Genomic DNA, 18,337 nt, shown 5'->3' with positions numbered 1-18,337 from the left:
TTCACGGCAAAGGCGGTCCTCCATGGCCTTGTTCGACCTTCCCCTCGATCAACTGCGCGAGTACCGCAGCGCGTCCGTGGAGCCCGAGGACTTCGACGCCTTCTGGGGAAAGACGCTGGAGGAGGCGCGCGAGCACGACCTGGACGCCCGCTTCGAGCCGGTCGAGACGCATCTGCGGAACGTCACGGTGTACGACGTGACGTTCGCCGGGTTCGGCGGTCACCCGGTGCGGGGCTGGCTGATCCTTCCGGCCGGGGCGGACGCTCCGCTGCCCGCGGTCGTGGAGTTCGTCGGGTACGGCGGCGGACGCGGTCTCTCGCACACCCATCTGCTGTGGGCCTCGGCCGGGTTCGCGCACTTCGTGATGGACACGCGGGGCCAGGGCGGTGCGTGGGGCGGGGGCGGTGACACCCCCGACCCGGTGGGCAGTGTGCCCGCGTATCCCGGGTTCATGACGCGGGGTATCGACGCTCCCGAGAACTACTACTACCGGCGGGTGTTCACGGACGGGGTGCGGGCGGTGGAGGCGGCGCGTTCGCATCCGCTGGTCGACGCGTCGCGGACCGCGGTCGTCGGTACGAGTCAGGGTGGGGGTATCTCGATCGCGGTGGGCGGGCTGGTGCCGGATCTTGTGGCGGTCGCGCCGGATGTGCCGTTCCTGTGCGACTACCCGCGTGCGACGAGGCTGACGGATCGGGATCCGTACCGGGAGATCGGGAACTACCTCAAGACGCATCGGGGGCGGACCGAGGCGGTGCTGCGCACGCTGTCGTACTTCGACGGGGTGCACTTCGCCGAGCGGGGGCGGGCGCCGGCGCTGTTCTCGGCGGCGCTGGAGGATCAGACGTGTCCGCCGTCGACGGTGTTCGCGGCGTTCAACGCGTGGGGGTGTGCGGACAAGGGGATCGAGGTGTACGACTTCAACGACCACGAGGGTGGGGGGCCTTACCAGGAGGCGGCGAAGTTGGCGTGGTTGCCGGCGTACCTCTGAGCGGGTGCGTTGCGCCGTTCCCCGCGTCCCCCCTGCCGGGTGGGGGTGGGGGTTTGCTTGTGAGTGCTGGTCCGTCGGGGGGCTGTGCGCCGTTCCCCGCGTCCCTATCAGGGAGCCGGTGTGAGGGATTGCTTACGGGTGCGGGGCCGTCCGGGGATCCGTGCGCCGTTCCCCGCGCCCCTATCAGGGAGCCGGTGTGAGGGATTGCTTACGGGTGCGGGTCCGTCCGGGGATCCGTGCGCCGTTCCCCGCGCCCCTATCAGGGAGTCGGCGCAAGGGAATGCTTACGGGTGCGGGTCCGTCCGGGGATCCGTGCGCCGTTCCCCGCGCCCCTTTTAGGAATCGGCGCGGGGGTGTGCTTGTGAGTGCGGGCTTGTCGGGGGGGTGTGGTCAGGCGGCGATCTTCGGCCAGTTGGTGGTCGTCGCGTTGGCCGTGGCGGCGGGCCCCGTGGCGGGCGTGCCCGCGGTCAGTGCGGCGGCGTGGCAGGACGCCCAGAGTCCCGACGGCGACGGACAACTGCGCCGCTCGGGCGGTCGCCGTGGTGTACGGGATCCTCGTCGGCCGGGGCTCGTACGGGGCGCGCCGCCGTCTGTCCCCCGGGGCCGCCGAGTGGGTCCGGAGTCGTCGGCGGCCCGTGGAAGACGGTGGTCGTCGATGCCCTCCGCAGCGCGCTTCGTGGCGGAGCCCGAGGGGCTGGAATCGGCCGATCCGGCGGAACGCACTTCCAGCATGGTTTAGACCAATGCTAGAGATGGTCGCGTACGAGGAACCGCGCCCTCCGGCCCCAGGACCAGGGCTCCGGGGCGCGGGCCCACCGCCCGCACGGCTACGTCTTGTCACAAGGGGAGCGCGGACATGGCCCGCAGCACCACGCACGATGACCCTCAGCCGCTGTACTCGCGGATCGCCTCGGAGTTGCTCGGGGCGTTGCGCGACGGATCCGTTCCGCCCGGCGAACGGCTGCCGGGCGAGCGGCAGTTGGCAGCGCAGTTCGGAGCCAGCCGGGAGACGGTCCGGCAGGCGCTGGACATCCTTCGCCGGGACGGCCTGGTCTCCACCGACCGGCGCGGCACCCACGCCAAGCTGCCCGGCCTGCCGGTCGGACCTCTTCCGTCGCTCGGCTTTCCGCTCGGCGCCGACACGACCCCGTCCCGCGCCGTCGACCGCGCCACCGTGACCTGGGAGACTCCCCCGCCGGAGCACGCGGCGGCGCTGGGCCTCGCTCCATGGGCGCCGACACTGGTGCACCGCTACGAGTCCGCCGCGCCGGACGGGCACGGGCGGCGGACCGCAGTGACCTCGTTCTCGGCAGTCGCGCTCGCCGAGGTCGAGGAACTCGCCCGCTACCGCGACCGCGCCGACGGCAGGTCGTCGGCGCAGCTGCGGCGCGTGTACGACTGGATGCGCCGGGCGGGGCTGACCCTGCACCACCGCGACTCCATCACCGGGCCCGGCAACGCGGCCTCGGTGCGGGTGACGCGGCGGGTGCACGACCAGTACGCCCGCCCCCTGGAGATCACCGATCTGGTGGTGAACGCGCAACAGGACGCACTGGTCTACGAGTTCACGCTCCCGGCCGTCGCCGAGCCGCACGCCCCGTAGCAGCCGGACGAAAGGCGCTCGGGGGCCCGGCCGGCGGGTGCGCCGGTCAGCGCGTACGGCGGTCAGTGGGAACCGGGGGCGCCGACCGTCTCGCGGTGCTCGTCCTCCTGTCCGGCCGGGGCCCGCGGCGGCAGCTTGGCGCCCTCGATGTCCACGTCGGGCGTGACCCGGTCGAGCCAGCCGGGCAGTCCCCACGCGCGGCGGCCGATGAGGGCCATGGCGGCCGGGACGAGGGTCATCCGGACCACGAACGCGTCGACGAGGACGCCGAAGGACAGCGCGAACCCTATGGACTTGATGATCGGGTCGTGGTTGAAGACGAAGCCGCCGAAGACCGCGACCATGATCAGCGCGGCGGCGCTGACCACCCGGCCGCTGCGCGCCACTCCGTGGACGATGGCCTCGGACGCGCTGCCCGTGCGCTCGTAGTGCTCGCGCATCCGGCTGACCAGGAAGACCTCGTAATCCATGGCCAGCCCGAAGAGGACGCCGATGAGCAGGACGGGAAGGAAGCTGGTGACCGGTCCGGCGGACGGGATGTCAAGGACGCCGTTCAGATGACCGTTCTGGAAGACCCACACGGTGGCGCCGAGGGACGCGGCGACCGAGAGCAGGAAGCCGACGGCGGCCTTGACCGGGACCAGCAGGGACCGGAAGGCGATGGTCAGCAGGATCAGCGCGAGGATCACGATGATGGCGATGAACAGCGGCAGGGCGTCGGACAGTTTGCCCGCGACGTCGATGGCCGCGGCGGTGGCGCCGGCGATGTAGAGGGTGCCGCCCGCCTTGTCGACCGCGGGCGCGTTGTCCCGCAGCCGGTGCACCAGGTCGGTGGTGGCCTGGGCGTCCGGACCGGTCTTCGGTACGACCGCGACGATCGCGAGGCTGGAGTCCTGGTTGGTCACCGGCTTGGCGGCGGCGGCGACTCCGGGGTCACCGGCCAGGCTCGTACGCAGCCGGGTCAGTGTCCCGGTGCGCTCGGCGGCCGGGATCCCGCTGGTGTCGACCACGGCGGTCACGGTGGCGTTGAAGCCGACGCCGAAGCCCTCGCTGAGCAGGTCGTAGCTCTTGTGCTGGGTGCTCTCGACGGGCTGGGACGCGTATCCGGGCAGGCCGAGACGCAGGTCGCGGGCGGGCAGGGCGAGCGCGAGGAGGCCGACCACGCCTACCAGGAGAACGATCACGGGCTTGCCGGTGACCAGCCGGGCCCAGCCCAGGGCCCAGGTGCCGGGGGCGCGCTCGGAGCGGCGGGGGCGCGGGCGCAGCCGCTTGCCGAGCATTCCCAGCACGGCGGGCACCAGGCTGATGGCGATGAGCACGGCGAGCAGGACGGTCACGGCGGCGGCCAGGCCCATGATCGTGAGGAACGGGATGCCGGTGACCGCCAGCGCGGAGAGCGCGATGATGACGGTCGCTCCGGCGAAGACGACCGCGCCGCCCGCGGTGGCCACGGCCCGTGCGATGGAGTCCTCGACGTCCATGTCGGGGTCGGCGAGCTGCTCACGGTGGCGGGAGAGGATGAACAGGGCGTAGTCGATGCCCACCGCCAGGCCGATCATGAGGGCGAGCACGGTTGCGGTGCTGGTCATCTCCACGAAGCGGGAGACGAACTGGACGCCCAGCACGCCGATCGCGACTCCGACGACGGCGGTCACCAGTGGGAGTCCGGCCGCGATCAGTGAGCCGAGCGCCAGCGCCAGGACGGCGAAGGCGATGACGACGCCCACGATCTCCGCCGGGCCGCCGACCTCGGTCTGCGGCTGCATCGCGGAGCCGCCGAACTCGACTTCGAGACCGGCGTCCCGGGCCTGGTCCATCGCGTCCGCCAAGGCGTCCTTGGACGTCTGGGGGACGCTGTCGGCGGGCTGGCGGAACATCACGTCGGAGTAGCCGATGCGCCCGTCCCGCGAGAGCGTCCCGGTCCGGGCCGGATCGGAGACGTTCACGACGCCTGGCACCTCGGAGGCCTTCTTCAGGCTCCCGGTGAGGGCCGCCTCGGCCTCGGACCCCCTGAGCGTGTCCCCTTCGGGGGCGGCGAACACGACCCGGGCCACCCCGCCGGCTGCGGCCGGGAACTTCTCCTTCAGCAGGTCCTGGGCCTTCTGGGACTCGATCCCCGGCACCGAGAACTCGGTGCTCACCTTGCCGTGCAGGGTGATCCCGAGGCCTCCGACCACGGCGAGCATCAGCAGCCAGACGGCCAGGACCCTGCCCCGGCGGCGCACCGCCCATCGTCCCCAGGTGTACAGGCGTGACGCCATACCCGTCTTCCTCCCTCTCCCTGCGGACCCCGAGCGGACCGCGGCATCTCTACACCCTAATGCATTTTTACAGCCTGCTGTAAATTAACAACGGGTGGTAAAGTGGCGCCATGATGAGCGACGGGCTACGGGAACGCAGCAAGGCGCGACGCCGGGAGGCGATCGTCCGCGCGGCCTACGAGCTGTTCGCCGACCGCGGGTTCGAGGCGACGACGATCGCCGACATCGCGACGGCGGCGGAGGTCTCACCTCGTACGGTGACCCTGTATTTCCCGTCCAAACTGGAACTAGCGATGTCGGAGTTCGACTCCGTCACCGACCGGGTCAGGACCGCCGTGCACGACCGGGAACCGGGCCTGACGATCCTGGACGCGCTGGAGCACTGGCTGCGCGAGGAGACCGCCGGTCCCCGAGACCTGGCCGATCTCACCGACCGCGTACTGGAATCGAACCCGCAGCTGCGCGCGGTCGCCGAGGCGCGGCTGACGGAGGTCATCAAGTTCGGCGCGAAGATCCTCGCCGAGGAACAGGGCAGCTCCCCCGACGACTTCGGACCGCGCATGGCGTCGGCCGCCGCCGCTGCGGTGATCAGCGAAGTGTGCTACCGACCCCAGGAGGCCGACATCGACACCGCGATCGCCTTCCTGCGCGCCGGACTCGCGACCCTGCCGCCCGGCCCGGCCGCCTGAGGAGCGCATCCGCGACCGCCGCCGCACGACGCACACCCGTCAGCGGATGGTCCGGGGCGCGAGGACCCCGAGGACGGTGTCGTCGACGAACCCCGACACATGTCAGGGAAGCGCCCCCTCCCGCACATCACCCTTGTCGAGGCGCAGGCCGGGGATCCTGTCCCAGCCGGTGACGCGCATGAGCCGCTGGATGTGCGGGGCGACGCCGTGCAGGACCAGGGTGCCGCCGGAGGTGTGCAGGGACAGCGCCGAGAAGACCAGCAGGCGCAGCGCGCCGACGTCGATGAACGCCAGCTCCCGCAGGTCGAGTCGGATGCTCGTGCCGCCGGGCTGACGGGCCCGGGCGCGCGTCGTCTCGGCCTGCAGCGCGCGGGCCAGGGCCGTGACGTTCGTGTCGTCCACCTCCCCGGCCAGCGCCAGGCCCGGCGGGGCGAAGGTGCGGGTGATGGAGAGGAGTTCGTCGCGCCACGCCAGGTCGGCGGCGACCCGGCCGTGGTGCAGGCCGTCGAGAGGGGCCAGTTCGACGTCGTCGAAGACCCTGCGGTCGTATTGGCAGATCCCGAGCACCGGCAGGGACGTGAAGACGGGCTCCAGGAGGAGTTCGCTGTCGTGCAGCGTCTTGAGTCCCTTGCCCGCCTGACCGCGCATGATCTCCACGCTGACGCGCAGCCCGAGGTAACCGTCCCCGACCGCGCGGCGCGTCTCGCGCCGGATCACCTCGTCGAGGTCCCACAGACCCTCGGGCGTCCCGAGATGCGGGTCCACCGTCAGGCGGCCGGCGGCGAGTTCCTCCTCGACGGCGCAGCCGCGGGACTCCAGGAAGGTGAGCGCGAGCTCGGCCGGCAGATCGGCCGGGCCCAGCACCAGCCCCCGGTGCCCACTGGCGATCCCGTCGAGGAGGAACGCGGCGACGACCGTCTCGCGCTCCTCGTCCGCGTCGTAGCCGAGCAGCAGATGGTCCCCGGCGCGCATCTCTCCGACCGCTCTGAGCGCGGGCACAACTTCCATCTCCCGCACCTCCCAGATCTCCCGCTCGGTGTGCCGGAACGCTTCCACGCTACGCCCGTCAACACCTCTGCGAGAGGATGAGTACCCGATTTCCGTCACCCCGCCGGGACTCGGACACGGGCGTCGCGGAGCGTTAGGGTGACCGCCATCGGCCGGGTGAGGAGGAGCGATGGGCGCCTCGGTACGCAGCAGCAGGAGCGGCAACCTTCCCGCCGAGCCCAACACCTTCGTCGGCCGCGCGGCCGAACTCGCCCGAATAGGTGCGCTGTTGGAGTCCACGCGCCTCCTGACCCTCACCGGCCCCGGGGGTGTCGGAAAGTCCCGGCTCGCCCTGCGGGCCGCACACACCGCACAGACCTCGTTCCCCGGCGGGGTATGGCTGGTGGAACTCTCCGACCTGCAGAACGCGGACCTCCTCACGAACGCGGTGGCGGAGGCGACCCGGCTGACCGAGCAGACACTCCGTCCGCTGCTGACGGCGATCTGCGAGCACCTCGACGACGGGCCCCTGCTGCTCGTCCTGGACACCTGTGAGCACGTACTGGCCGAGTGCGGCCGTGTCGTCCAGGAACTCCTCGCCCGCGTACCGGAGTTACGCGTCCTGGCCACCAGCCGTCAGCCGCTGGGCGTGCCCGGTGAGCATCTGCTGTCGCTGGCCCCGCTGCCGCTCGGCGAGCACGCCGACGCGGTCGCGCTGTTCACGGCCCGCGCCGCGGCCGCCGTGCCGTCGTTCGCGCTGACCGACACCAACCGGATCGACGTCGCGGCGGTCTGTGCCCGGCTCGACGGGATTCCGCTCGCCCTCGAACTGGCGGCGGTGCGTCTGCGCGGTTTCCCTCTCGACCGGCTGCTGGAGGGCCTGGACTCCCGCTTCGACCTGCTCGTCTCCCCCGCCCGGCCGCGGCTCGCCCGGCACCAGACGCTGCGTACGGCGATCGGCTGGAGCCATGAGCTGTGCACCCCGCTGGAGCGGCTGCTGTGGGCCCGGCTGTCCGTGTTCGCGGGCGGCTGGGACGTGGAGGCCGCCGAGTTCGTGTGTCACGGCGGCCCGCTGGACGCGGAGGAGATCCTCGCCCTGCTCGCGTCACTCACCGAGAAGTCGATCGTCACCCGCGAGAACGACAGCGTGGCCGGTCGCTACCGCATGCTCGACACGATCCGCACCTTCGGCGCCGACTGGCTGGAGGGCCTCGGTGAGCAGGACGCCGTACGCGCCCGTCATCTCGACTACTTCCGCTGGATCGCCCGCCAGGGGGAGGCCGAGTGGCTGGGCCCCGGCCAGCGCATGTGGGCCGAACGGCTGAGTGTGGAGCACGCCAATCTGCGGGTCGCGCTGGAGGAGAGCCTGGCGGCGCCGGAGCCCGAGCCGGCGCTCGAACTCACCGGCACGCTCTGGTACTTCTGGTTCGCCTGCGGCTTCGCCGACGAGGGACGCGGCTATCTGGAGCGGGCGCTGCGCCGGGCGCCGGAGCACACTCCCGGGTACACCCTGGCGACCTGGGCGCACCGGCTGGTCACCGTCGTACCGGACGACGTGGACGCGGCCGAATCCGTGAGCGCGGCGTACGTGTGGCTGGCACAGGAGTGTCAACTGCCTGTCTCCGCGCTGCCGTTGACGGGGGCGAGCCTCGCGGTGCGCGGCGAGTCCGCGCGGTCCGCGCTGCTGTACGGCAGCAACACCCAGGGGCCCGGGGGCGGGGGCGGCGCGGAGTTCTTCCAGTTGCTCACGCTGGCCGTGCAGGCGTATCTGCTGGCCGGGCAGGGCGCGTTCGAGCGGTGCGCGGTGGTCGCGGAGCGGCTGCGCGTCGACTGCGCGACGCGGGGCGAGCTGTGGATGCGGGCCTGGGGCGACTTCTTCGTCGCCCTCTCCGGGATCGGGCTCGGGCGTCCAGACGTGGCGCTGCGTTCCGCCCGTGAGGCACTGGCGGCGAAATGGCGCGTCCACGACCGGTTGGGCGCGGCGGCGGTCGCCGACCTCCTGATCGCGGCGGAGGCCGCCGCGGGCGAGCCCGAGCGCGCGGCCCGTCTCCTGGGCGTGGGCACCCGGCTCTGGTACACGGCCGGACTCCCTCAGCTCGGCGACATCGAGACGACCGTTTTCCGCCGGGAGTACGCCCGGCATCTGCGGGCCGCCCTCGGTGACACGGGCTTCACCGAAGCCGTGCGCGAGGGCCGTGGGCTGGGCCCGGAGGCGGCGATCGCGCTCGCGCTGAACGGTGTGGCGGACGAGGTGGATCTCTGACGTCCCGCCGTCCGGTCCGCCGGCTCGGCCGGACAACGGATTGCGGAAACGGCGCACGGGCCTAGGGTCGAAAGCATGTCCATCGGCGGGGCACCGCGGAGCGAGCGGGCGCCGGGCCACTCCTTCGGCAGAGCACGCGGGTCAGCACGCAACGACACGGAAAGAGAGGCACCTCCATGGGAACCTTCACCACCAGCGACGGCACCGGAATCTTCTACAAGGACTGGGGCACCGGTCAGCCGGTCGTCTTCAGCCACGGCTGGCCGCTCAACGCCGACGCCTGGGACGGCCAGGCCCGCCTGGTCGCCGACCACGGCTACCGTGCCGTCGCCCACGACCGCCGTGGCCACGGCCGCTCCGACCAGCCGTGGCAGGGCAACCACATGGACCGGTACGCGGACGACCTGGCCGAACTCATCGAGGGCCTCGGCCTCGACAACGTGATCCTGGTCGGTCACTCGACCGGCGGCGGCGAGGTCACCCGTTACATCGGCCGCCACGGCACCCGCCGGGTCGCCAAGGTCGTCCTGCTGGGCGCCGTACCACCGCTGATGCTGAAGACGGCGGACAATCCCGAGGGCACTCCCCGTGAGGTGTTCGACGGCATCCGCGCCGGCGTGGAGAGTGACCGCTCGCAGTTCTACTGGGACCTCAGCGAGTCGTTCTACGGCTTCAACCGCCCCGGGGCCGCCGTGTCGGAGGGGATGCGCCGCTCCTTCTGGCTGTGGAGCATGCAGGTCGGTCTGAAGGCCGCGTACGACTGCGTCGAGCAGTTCTCCGAGCAGGACTTCACCGAGGACCTGCGCCGCATCGACGTCCCCACGCTGGTCGCGCACGGCGAGGACGACCAGATCGTGGCCATCGGGGCCGCCGCCCTCAAGACGGCCCGGATCGTCAAGGACGCCACGCTCAGGACGTATCCGGGCGCTCCGCACGGTCTGGTCGGCGAGTACGAGAAGTCCTTCAACGCCGACCTGCTGGCCTTCATCAAGAACTGACTCCGGCGCGACGGGGCGACGGCGCGAGAAGTGGCTCCGGCGCGCCGTCCGGCTTGGACGTGAAAGCCCGCTTCGACGGGGGCCGGGTCCGTGCTTCCGCCCCCGGCGGGGGCCGGGCTCAGAGCCAGCCGTTGCGCCGGAACCCCCGGTGGATGCCGAGGCAGAGGGCAGCGATGACACCGAGGGCCAGCGGATAGCCGTACGTCCAGTGCAGTTCCGGCATGTGGTCGAAGTTCATGCCGTAGATCCCGCAGACCATGGTCGGTACGGCGACGATGGCGGCCCAGGCCGTGATCTTGCGCATGTCCTCGTTCTGGGCGACCGTCACCTGGGCCACATGGGCCTGGAGGATCGAGTCGAGCAGCCCGTCGAAGGCGTTGATCTGCTCGCCGGCACGGGCCAGGTGGTCCGCCACGTCACGGAAGTACGGCTGTATCTCGGACCACTCTGCTGAGATCGCGGATCATGGGCACTGACTGGGCTCCTTCGGTGACCGGGTCAGTGTGCCACCGGTCGGCGACCGGGTCGGGCGGCCCCCCGCGGAGCCGCCCGGCCCGAGGTCCCGTCGCTATGCCTGTGCCTGGCCGATGTTGACCATCCAGGGAATGCCGAACCGGTCCGTACACATCCCGAAGACGTCGCCCCACATCTGTTTCTCCAGCGGGACGGAGACCGTGCCTCCGGCGGACAGCTTCTCCCAGTAGCCGCGCAGCTCGCCCTCGTCGTCTCCGCTGAGGCTCACCGAGAAGTTGCCGCCCGGTGTGTACTCCATGCCCGGTGGGGTGTCGGCTCCCATCAGGGTGAAGCCGCTCGGGGTCTCCAGCATGGCGTGCATGATCTGGTCGGACTCCGGGATGCCCGGCGAACCGGCCTCCCCGAAGGTGTTCAGCGCCAGCGTGCCGCCGAAGACCTCCTGGTAGAACTCCATCGCCGGCCGGGCGTCGCCGTCGAAGCTGATGTAGGGGTTGAGGCGTGAAGCCATGAAAACCTCCCAGATCGGACAGAACGAGCAGATGTCCGCAGACTAGCGCGACCCACTGACAACGGCCCTGACCAGGCGATCGGCCGCTCCCGACCGCCTCGGCCCTCCCGACCGCCTCGGCCGCCTCGCCCCAGCCCCGGCGTCAGCCCTTGGTCAGCTCCTTGAGCGCGGTGTTGAGTTCGAGGACGTTCACCCGGGGCTCGCCCATGAAGCCGAGCGTGCGGCCCTCCGTGTGCTGGTCCACGAGTTTCCGCACCCGGTCCACGGACAGGCCGTTCCGCTGGGCGACCCGGTGCACCTGGAGCTCGGCGTACGCCGGGGAGATGTCCGGGTCGAGGCCCGATCCGGAGGATGTCACCGCGTCGGCGGGGACCTGGGACGGCCTGACCTTGTAGTCGGCCGTCGAGTTGTCCTTGACGACGGCGGCCTTCGCTTCCTTCACCCACTTGATCAGCTCGGCGTTGTCGCCGGAGCGGTTGGTGGCACCCGACAGGATCAGCTTGTACCGGGTGTTGACCGAGTTCTCGCCCAGGCCGTTCGCGGGCCGGGGCTGGAAGTAGTCCAGGCCGTAGCCCTGCTGGCCGATCAGCGAGGAGCCGACGGCCTTGCCGCCCGAGGCGATCTCCGACCCGTTCGCCTTCGTGGGGAAGAGCGCCTGGGCGACGCCCGTCACAGCCAGGGGGTAGAGCACCCCGCAGACCACGGTGAGGACCAGGAGAGCCCGCAGTCCCGCGCCCAGCAGCCGGGCGGTGTTGGTGACCGAGTTGTTCATGACGATCAGCACTCTTTCGAGAAAGTTCGAGGAAGGCCCGGGAGCTACAGCCCGGGGACGAGGGAGAGGAGAAGATCGATGATCTTGATGCCGATGAAGGGCGCGATCAGTCCGCCCAGCCCGTAGATGCCGAGGTTGCGCCGCAGCAGCCGGTCGGCGCTGACCGGCCGGTACCGCACCCCGCGCAGAGCGAGCGGCACCAGGGCGATGATGACCAGCGCGTTGAAGATCACCGCGGCGAGGATCGCGGAGTCCGGCGAGGACAGGCGCATGATGTTGAGCTTGTCCAGGCCCGGGTAGACCGCCGCGAACAGCGCCGGGATGATCGCGAAGTACTTGGCGACGTCGTTGGCGATGGAGAACGTCGTCAGCGCGCCCCGGGTGATGAGGAGCTGCTTGCCGATCTCGACGATCTCGATGAGCTTGGTCGGGTTGGAGTCGAGGTCGACCATGTTCCCGGCCTCCTTGGCGGCCGAGGTGCCCGTGTTCATGGCCACCCCCACGTCCGCCTGGGCCAGCGCCGGCGCGTCGTTCGTACCGTCGCCCGTCATCGCGACGAGCTTGCCGCCCGCCTGCTCACGCCTGATGAGCGCCATCTTGTCCTCGGGGGTGGCCTCCGCCAGGAAGTCGTCCACGCCCGCCTCCTCGGCGATGGCCCTGGCCGTCAGCGGGTTGTCGCCGGTGATCATGACGGTCCTGATGCCCATCCGGCGCAGTTCGTCGAACCGCTCGCGCATCCCGTCCTTGACGACGTCCTTGAGGTGGATGACGCCCAGCACACGGGCGCCCGCTGTGTCGTCGACGGCCACGAGCAGCGGGGTGCCGCCCGCCTCGGAGATCCGGTCGGTCTGCCCCGCCACGTCCTCGGTGACCGTGCCGCCCCGCTCCTTCACCCAGGCCACGACCGAGCCGGCCGCTCCTTTACGGACCCTGCGTCCGTCGATGTCGACCCCGGACATCCGGGTCTGGGCGGTGAAGGTGATCCACTCGGCGTCCGCCAGCTCGCCCTCAAGGCGCTCGCGCAGCCCGTACCGCTCCTTCGCCAGGATGACGACGGAACGGCCCTCGGGGGTCTCGTCGGCCAGCGAGGAGAGCTGGGCGGCGTCGGCCAGCTCGGCCTCGGTGGTGCCGGCGACAGGCACGAACCCGGCGGCCTGCCGGTTGCCGAGCGTGATGGTGCCCGTCTTGTCGAGCAGCAGCGTGGACACGTCACCCGCGGCCTCGACCGCCCGGCCGGACATGGCCAGCACGTTGCGCTGCACCAGCCGGTCCATGCCGGCGATGCCGATCGCGGAGAGCAGCGCGCCGATCGTGGTCGGGATCAGGCAGACGAGCAGGGCCACCAGCACGACCATCGTGAGGTGCGTGCCCGCGTAGTCCGCGAACGGCGGCAGCGTGGCCACCGCGAGGAGGAAGACGATCGTCAGCGAGGCGAGCAGGATGTTCAGCGCGATCTCGTTGGGCGTCTTCTGCCGGGCGGCGCCCTCGACCAGGTTGATCATGCGGTCGATGAAGGTCTCGCCGGGCTTCGTGGTGATCTTGACGACGATGCGGTCGGACAGCACCTTCGTGCCGCCGGTGACGGCCGAGCGATCGCCGCCGGACTCGCGGATGACCGGGGCCGACTCCCCCGTGATCGCCGACTCGTCCACGGAGGCCACGCCCTCGACGACGTCACCGTCGCCGGGGATGATGTCGCCGGCCTCGCAGACGACCCGGTCGCCGATGCGCAGTTCGGTGCCCGCCACCGGTTCCTCGGAGGCGCCGTCCCTGGACAGCCGGCGCGCGACCGTGTCGGTCTTGGCCTTGCGCAGGGTGTCCGCCTGCGCCTTGCCGCGGCCCTCCGCCACCGCCTCCGCCAGGTTGGCGAAGACGACCGTCAGCCAGAGCCAGGCGCTGATCGTCCAGCCGAACCAGTCGCCCGGGTCCTTGACCGAGAAGAGCGTCGTCAGGACCGAGCCGACCAGCACCACGAACATCACGGGGGACTTGACCATCACCCGCGGGTGGAGCTTGCGGAAGGCGTCCGGCAGCGACCTGACCAGCTGTTTCGGGTCGAAGAGACCCACCCCGACCCGGCCTTCGCCGACGCCGCGTCCGGCCGGTGCGCCGGTGCCGGGGCCGGTACCGGATTCGCTGCCGGGGTCGCTGTCGCTGTGGGTGCCGTTGTCGCTGTCGCTGTGTATGTGTGTCGTCATGATGCCAGCCCCTCCGCCAGCGGACCCAGCGCGAGCGCGGGGAAGTACGTGAGACCGGTGATGACGAGGATCGCGCCCACCAGCAGTCCGGTGAACAGCGGCTTGTCCGTGCGCAGGGTGCCCGCCGTCTCGGGTACGGGCTTCTGTCCGGCGAGCGAACCGGCCAGGGCGAGGACGAACACCATGGGCAGGAACCGGCCGAGCAGCATCGCCACACCCAGGGTGGTGTTGAACCACTGGGTGTCCGCGTTCAGGCCCGCGAAGGCCGAGCCGTTGTTGTTGGCGGCGGACGTGTAGGCGTACAGGATCTCGGAGAAGCCGTGTGCCCCGGTGTTGGTCATCGAGTGGCCGGGCGTCGGCAGGGCCATGGCCGCGGCGGTGAGGACGAGGACCAGGGCCGGGGTGATCAGGATGTACAGGGCCGCGAACTTGATCTCGCGGGTGCCGATCTTCTTGCCGAGGTACTCGGGCGTGCGGCCGACCATCAGACCGGCGATGAACACCGCGATGACCGCCATGATCAGCATGCCGTAGAGGCCGGAGCCGGTGCCGCCGGGCGCGATCTCGCCGAGTTGCATGCCCAGCATGGTGATGCCGCCGCCGAGACCCGTGAACGAGGAGTGGAAGGAGTCCACCGCCCCGGTCGAGGTCAGGGTCGTGGACACCGCGAAGATCGACGAGGCGCCGACGCCGAAGCGGGTCTCCTTGCCCTCCAGCGCGCCGCCCGCGAGGTCGAAGGCGGGACCGTGGTGGGCGAACTCGGTCCACATCATCAGCGCGACGAAGCCGACCCAGATGGTGGCCATGGTGGCGAGGATCGCGTACCCCTGCCTGAGACTGCCGACCATGCGGCCGAAGGTGCGGGTCAGCGAGAACGGGATCACCAGGAGCAGGAAGATCTCGAAGAGGTTCGAGAAGGGCGTGGGGTTCTCGAAGGGGTGGGCGCTGTTGGCGTTGAAGTAGCCGCCGCCGTTGGTGCCGAGTTCCTTGATGGCCTCCTGGGAGGCGACCGCGCCGCCGTTCCACTGCTGCGAGCCGCCCGAGAACTGGCCGACCTCGTGGATGCCGGAGAAGTTCTGGATCACTCCGCAGGCGACCAGGACGATCGCGGCGACCACGGCCAGCGGTATCAGGATGCGGACGACCCCGCGGACGAGGTCCGCCCAGAAGTTGCCGAGGTCGCCGTCGCGGGAGCGCGCGAAGCCTCGTACGAGGGCGACGGCGACCGCGATGCCGACGGCCGCGGAGACGAAGTTCTGGACGGCCAGACCGGCGGTCTGCACGACGTGGCCCATGGCCTGCTCGCCGTAGTACGACTGCCAGTTGGTGTTCGTGACGAAGGAGACGGCGGTGTTGAACGCCTGGTCCGGATCGATCGAGGAGAAGCCGAGCGAACCGGGCAGCACCCCCTGCAGCCGCTGCAGGAGGTACAGGAAGAGCACCCCGGCGGCGGAGAAGGCGAGGACTCCGCGCAGGTACGCGGGCCAGCGCATTCCGGTGTCCGGGTCGGCGCCGATGCCCTTGTAGATCCACTTCTCGACGCGCAGATGCCGGTCGGAGGAGTAGACCCGGGCCATGTGGTCGCCGAGGGGGCGGTGGACGAGTGCCAGCGCCGCTATGAGTGCCAGCAGCTGAAGGACGCCGGCGAGTACGGGGCTCATGTCGTGCTCAGAACCTCTCGGGGAACACAAGGGCGAGGACGAGATAGCCCAGCAGGGCGACGGCCACGATCAGGCCGACTACGTTTTCGACGTCTTGGGCGGTCACAGCTTCGTCACCCCCTTGGCGACGAGGGCCACCAGCGCGAAGAGCGCGATCGTGGTGACGACGAAGGCCACATCGGCCATCGTGAGCTCCTGGATGAGGTGCGGGTGCGACCGCCGGCACCCCGACGCACCGCGTGAGGCCCCGGCAGACCGCCTTGACCTCTTGAGCAAACATCCGATCGAACCGCTCGCGGCGTACGTTGACGGCTCCCTGACGCCGTTGCGCACGCTCTTGACGGATCCCATACGCCGCCACGACGCACCGCGGTGGGACCGGGCGCCCGGAACGGGTCCGGAGTACGCCCGGAGTGGTTAAACCGCTGGTCCGGGCCTTGTGGCCAGCACCATCCGGCAGCGCGGGCTGCCGTCGTCCCGGCGGCCGAACTCGGGCAGGGGGCGCAGCTCGACCGTGAAGCCCGCGCGGACCAGTTCCCGCCGCACGTCGGCGAGCCGGAACGCGCGGTAGTACATGACGAACGGCGGACGCCACACCGCGTTGCGCACCTTCATCACCGCGTCGAAGCCGAGCATGGCCCAGTAGCCGGGCGAGCCGGGGCGGGCCGGTGCCGTGACCGGGAAGGCGAACCGGCCGCCGGGCCTGAGCACCGAGTGGACCTGTCGGAACAGCCCCGGCAGTTCGCGGGGCAGGAAGTGGCCGAACGCCCCGAAGCTCACCACCAGGTCGAAGACCGGGCGGAACGGCAGGGCGAGGGCGTCGCCGCGCACCCAGGTGGCGGGCGGCCCGCCGGGCCCCTCACGCCGTCGGGCCTCGGCGAGCATGCCCGCGCTGATGTCGATGCCGGTGACGCTGTCCCGGCACACCGTGCCCAGCACCTCCATGCCCGCGCCGGTGCCGCAGCACAGGTCGAGCCCGCTCCCGAACGGGCCCAGACCCGTCAGGGCCCGCGCGACGGACCGCAGGAACGAGTCCGGCGTACGGAACGGGGTGTGGTCGAACTTCGGCGCGAGGAGGTCGTAGCCGTGCTCGACGGACGACAGCGCCTGCACGGCGAGTTCGCGGAACGTGGGGCCCTGGGGGGTGAACATCGTCGATCAGCTTAGGGCTTGGCGCGGGCTGCCCGCGGGTTTACGGGGCGTTTCCCAGCGGGTTCGCGAGAGCTCCCCGCCGGCGCTCCGGCCGGGCTCAGGCCAAGGCGCGGCCTTTCGGACACTCCCGGTCACTGTCACCCTCGACGTAGTGGATGTTCCGCCCAGGGAAAGGCTGTACCCGCCCCATGAGCTCCTTCCGCCCCGCCCCCGCATGGCTGGCCGACGCGGTCTTCTACCAGATCTACCCGCAGTCGTTCGCGGACTCGAACGGCGACGGGATCGGTGACTTCGACGGCATCCGCGAGCGGCTCGACCATCTGGCCTGGCTCGGGGTGAACACCGTCTGGCTGAACCCCTGCTTCGCCTCGCCGTTCGGGGACGCCGGGTACGACGTGTCCGACTACCTGAACGTGGCCCCGCGCTACGGCTCGAACGATGACCTCGCCAAGCTCGTCGACCGGGCTCGCGGTCACGGAATCCGCGTACTCCTCGATCTGGTCGCGGGCCACACCTCCGACCGGCACCCGTGGTTCACGGCGTCGGCGGACGATCCCGACGACCACCGCTACATCTGGGCGGCGGAAGGCGGTCCGGACGGCTTCGTGCCCTCGCCCGGCAGCCGTCCGGGGTCGTACCTGCCGAACTTCTTCGCCTTCCAGCCCGCCCTCAACTTCGGTTACGCGCGCATGAATCCGGCCGAGCCATGGCGTCAGCCGGTGGACGCGGAGGGCCCGCGCGCCAACCGGGAGGCGCTGCGCACGATCATGGACCACTGGCTGGACCTCGGCCTGTCGGGCTTCCGCGTCGACATGGCCGCCTCGCTCGTCAAGGACGACCCGGGCAAGAGGGAGACGAGCGCCGTCTGGACGGAGCTGCGCCACTGGCTGGACCGTACGCACCCGGACGCGGTGATCCTCTCGGAGTGGGGCGAGCCGGAGGTGTCCGTCCCGGCGGGGTTCCACACGGACTTCTTCCTGCAGTTCGGCGGTCCCACGGACGGTCTCGCGCTGCGTTCGCTGTGGAGCAACGGCTCCGGGACCGTCAACCTCGACTGGGATCCGCTCGACTGCTTCTTCGACCCGAGCGGCAAGGGTTCGCCACGGCCCTTCGTGGAGGCCTGGCGGCAGGCGTCGACGGCCCTCGGCGACAGCGGCTTCATCTCGCTGCCGACCGCCAACCACGACTTCTCGCGCCTCAACTGCGGGCCGCGCTCGGCCGAACAGCTCCCGGTCGCCTTCGTCTTCCAGCTCACCTGGCCCACCCTGCCGGCCATCTACTACGGCGACGAGATCGGGATGCGGTACATCGCGGACCTCCCCGACACGGAGGGCAGTGTGCTGGGGCCCGCCTACAACCGCGCCGGTTCCCGTACGCCGATGCAGTGGGACGACGGCCCGAACGCCGGTTTCTCGACGTCCGCGCACCCCTACCTCCCCGTCGACCCCGATCCCGGCCGCCCCACCGTCGCCGCGCAGCGCGCCGACGACACGTCCCTCCTGCATCTCGTACGCCGTCTCATCGCCCTGCGGACCGCCACCCCCGAACTCGGTCCGGACGGCTCGGTGGAGGTCGTGCACGCCGGCTACCCCTTCGTGCACGTACGCGGCGGGCGGTATCTCGTGGTCCTCAACCCCCGTCAGGAGCAGACGAGTTGCCCGCTCGGAGACTGGCGTCCCGGCCGGGCCCTCGAAGCGTCCGGTGTCGTCACCGACGGTGGCACGGTCACCGCTGAGGCGTTCGGATACGGGATCTTCGAGCTGGACCGGTAGCGGCGCGC

Annotated in this window: 16 protein-coding genes and 1 pseudogene; 6 read left to right on the top strand and 11 right to left on the bottom strand. The window is 70.9% G+C overall.

Annotated elements, in window-relative coordinates:
- Positions 1 to 22 precede the first annotated feature (22 nt).
- On the top strand, positions 23 to 991 hold the full coding sequence (locus K3769_RS02020; protein WP_267024660.1) for an acetylxylan esterase: 969 nt from the start codon (positions 23 to 25) through the stop codon (positions 989 to 991).
- Between the two features lie 390 nt (positions 992 to 1,381).
- Here the strand turns inward: K3769_RS02020 and K3769_RS02015 are convergent, their stop codons facing one another.
- Complete coding sequence (locus K3769_RS02015) at positions 1,382 to 1,723, bottom strand: hypothetical protein (RefSeq protein ID WP_267024659.1); 342 nt, start codon at positions 1,721 to 1,723, stop codon at positions 1,382 to 1,384.
- 124 nt (positions 1,724 to 1,847) lie between these two features.
- On the opposite strand from K3769_RS02015, the gene K3769_RS02010 reads away from it, so the two are divergent.
- Positions 1,848 to 2,594 carry a GntR family transcriptional regulator gene (locus K3769_RS02010; RefSeq protein ID WP_267024658.1) on the top strand — a complete coding sequence of 249 codons (747 nt, stop codon included), beginning with the start codon at positions 1,848 to 1,850 and terminating at the stop codon, positions 2,592 to 2,594.
- 62 nt (positions 2,595 to 2,656) lie between these two features.
- Here the strand turns inward: K3769_RS02010 and K3769_RS02005 are convergent, their stop codons facing one another.
- Positions 2,657 to 4,855 carry an MMPL family transporter gene (locus K3769_RS02005; RefSeq protein WP_267024657.1) on the bottom strand — a complete coding sequence of 733 codons (2,199 nt, stop codon included), beginning with the start codon at positions 4,853 to 4,855 and terminating at the stop codon, positions 2,657 to 2,659.
- A 110-nt stretch (positions 4,856 to 4,965) separates the two neighbouring features.
- On the opposite strand from K3769_RS02005, the gene K3769_RS02000 reads away from it, so the two are divergent.
- Positions 4,966 to 5,544: a TetR/AcrR family transcriptional regulator gene (locus tag K3769_RS02000; protein WP_267024656.1), complete on the top strand. Its 579-nt coding sequence runs from the start codon at positions 4,966 to 4,968 to the stop codon at positions 5,542 to 5,544.
- A gap of 102 nt (positions 5,545 to 5,646) precedes the next feature.
- Here the strand turns inward: K3769_RS02000 and K3769_RS01995 are convergent, their stop codons facing one another.
- A complete protein-coding gene (locus tag K3769_RS01995; protein ID WP_267024655.1) occupies positions 5,647 to 6,600 on the bottom strand; it encodes an MEDS domain-containing protein in 954 nt (317 codons plus the stop codon).
- Between the two features lie 121 nt (positions 6,601 to 6,721).
- On the opposite strand from K3769_RS01995, the gene K3769_RS01990 reads away from it, so the two are divergent.
- Positions 6,722 to 8,794 carry an ATP-binding protein gene (locus K3769_RS01990; protein WP_267024654.1) on the top strand — a complete coding sequence of 691 codons (2,073 nt, stop codon included), beginning with the start codon at positions 6,722 to 6,724 and terminating at the stop codon, positions 8,792 to 8,794.
- Between the two features lie 176 nt (positions 8,795 to 8,970).
- Complete coding sequence (locus K3769_RS01985; protein WP_267024653.1) at positions 8,971 to 9,792, top strand: alpha/beta fold hydrolase; 822 nt, start codon at positions 8,971 to 8,973, stop codon at positions 9,790 to 9,792.
- 118 nt (positions 9,793 to 9,910) lie between these two features.
- On the opposite strand, the pseudogene K3769_RS01980 reads toward K3769_RS01985, so the two are convergent.
- The 8 genes and pseudogenes from K3769_RS01980 to K3769_RS01945 all read right to left on the bottom strand — a co-directional run.
- Positions 9,911 to 10,231 (bottom strand): annotated as a pseudogene (locus K3769_RS01980) (CorA family divalent cation transporter); the annotation flags it as partial.
- A gap of 129 nt (positions 10,232 to 10,360) precedes the next feature.
- Complete coding sequence (locus K3769_RS01975; RefSeq protein WP_267024652.1) at positions 10,361 to 10,774, bottom strand: VOC family protein; 414 nt, start codon at positions 10,772 to 10,774, stop codon at positions 10,361 to 10,363.
- A gap of 142 nt (positions 10,775 to 10,916) precedes the next feature.
- A complete protein-coding gene (locus K3769_RS01970; RefSeq protein WP_267024651.1) occupies positions 10,917 to 11,546 on the bottom strand; it encodes a potassium-transporting ATPase subunit C in 630 nt (209 codons plus the stop codon).
- A 44-nt stretch (positions 11,547 to 11,590) separates the two neighbouring features.
- The gene (kdpB, locus tag K3769_RS01965) at positions 11,591 to 13,744 is read right to left on the bottom strand and encodes a potassium-transporting ATPase subunit KdpB (protein ID WP_267024650.1); all 2,154 of its coding nucleotides are present in this window, start codon (positions 13,742 to 13,744) and stop codon (positions 11,591 to 11,593) included.
- On the bottom strand, positions 13,741 to 15,405 hold the full coding sequence (gene kdpA / locus K3769_RS01960; protein WP_267024649.1) for a potassium-transporting ATPase subunit KdpA: 1,665 nt from the start codon (positions 15,403 to 15,405) through the stop codon (positions 13,741 to 13,743). Before kdpA ends, kdpB begins: the two co-directional genes overlap by 4 nt.
- Before the next feature lie 7 nt (positions 15,406 to 15,412).
- Entirely contained in the window at positions 15,413 to 15,511 is a 99-nt protein-coding gene (gene kdpF / locus K3769_RS01955; RefSeq protein ID WP_267024648.1) for a K(+)-transporting ATPase subunit F, read from the bottom strand.
- Positions 15,508 to 15,681 (bottom strand): hypothetical protein, encoded by a 174-nt coding sequence (locus K3769_RS01950; protein ID WP_267024647.1) that lies wholly within the window; start codon positions 15,679 to 15,681, stop codon positions 15,508 to 15,510. The genes kdpF and K3769_RS01950 overlap by 4 nt, the downstream gene beginning before the upstream one ends.
- A gap of 141 nt (positions 15,682 to 15,822) precedes the next feature.
- Positions 15,823 to 16,557 (bottom strand): class I SAM-dependent methyltransferase, encoded by a 735-nt coding sequence (locus K3769_RS01945; protein WP_267024646.1) that lies wholly within the window; start codon positions 16,555 to 16,557, stop codon positions 15,823 to 15,825.
- A 188-nt stretch (positions 16,558 to 16,745) separates the two neighbouring features.
- On the opposite strand from K3769_RS01945, the gene K3769_RS01940 reads away from it, so the two are divergent.
- The gene (locus K3769_RS01940; RefSeq protein ID WP_267024645.1) at positions 16,746 to 18,329 is read left to right on the top strand and encodes an alpha-amylase family glycosyl hydrolase; all 1,584 of its coding nucleotides are present in this window, start codon (positions 16,746 to 16,748) and stop codon (positions 18,327 to 18,329) included.
- Positions 18,330 to 18,337 lie beyond the last annotated feature (8 nt).

Origin of the sequence: Streptomyces ortus (genome assembly GCF_026341275.1) — a bacterium.
GTDB classification, from domain to species: domain Bacteria; phylum Actinomycetota; class Actinomycetes; order Streptomycetales; family Streptomycetaceae; genus Streptomyces; species Streptomyces ortus.
The sequence above is the reverse complement of the archived record's forward strand: the minus strand, read 5'-3'. Positions and strand labels throughout refer to the sequence as shown.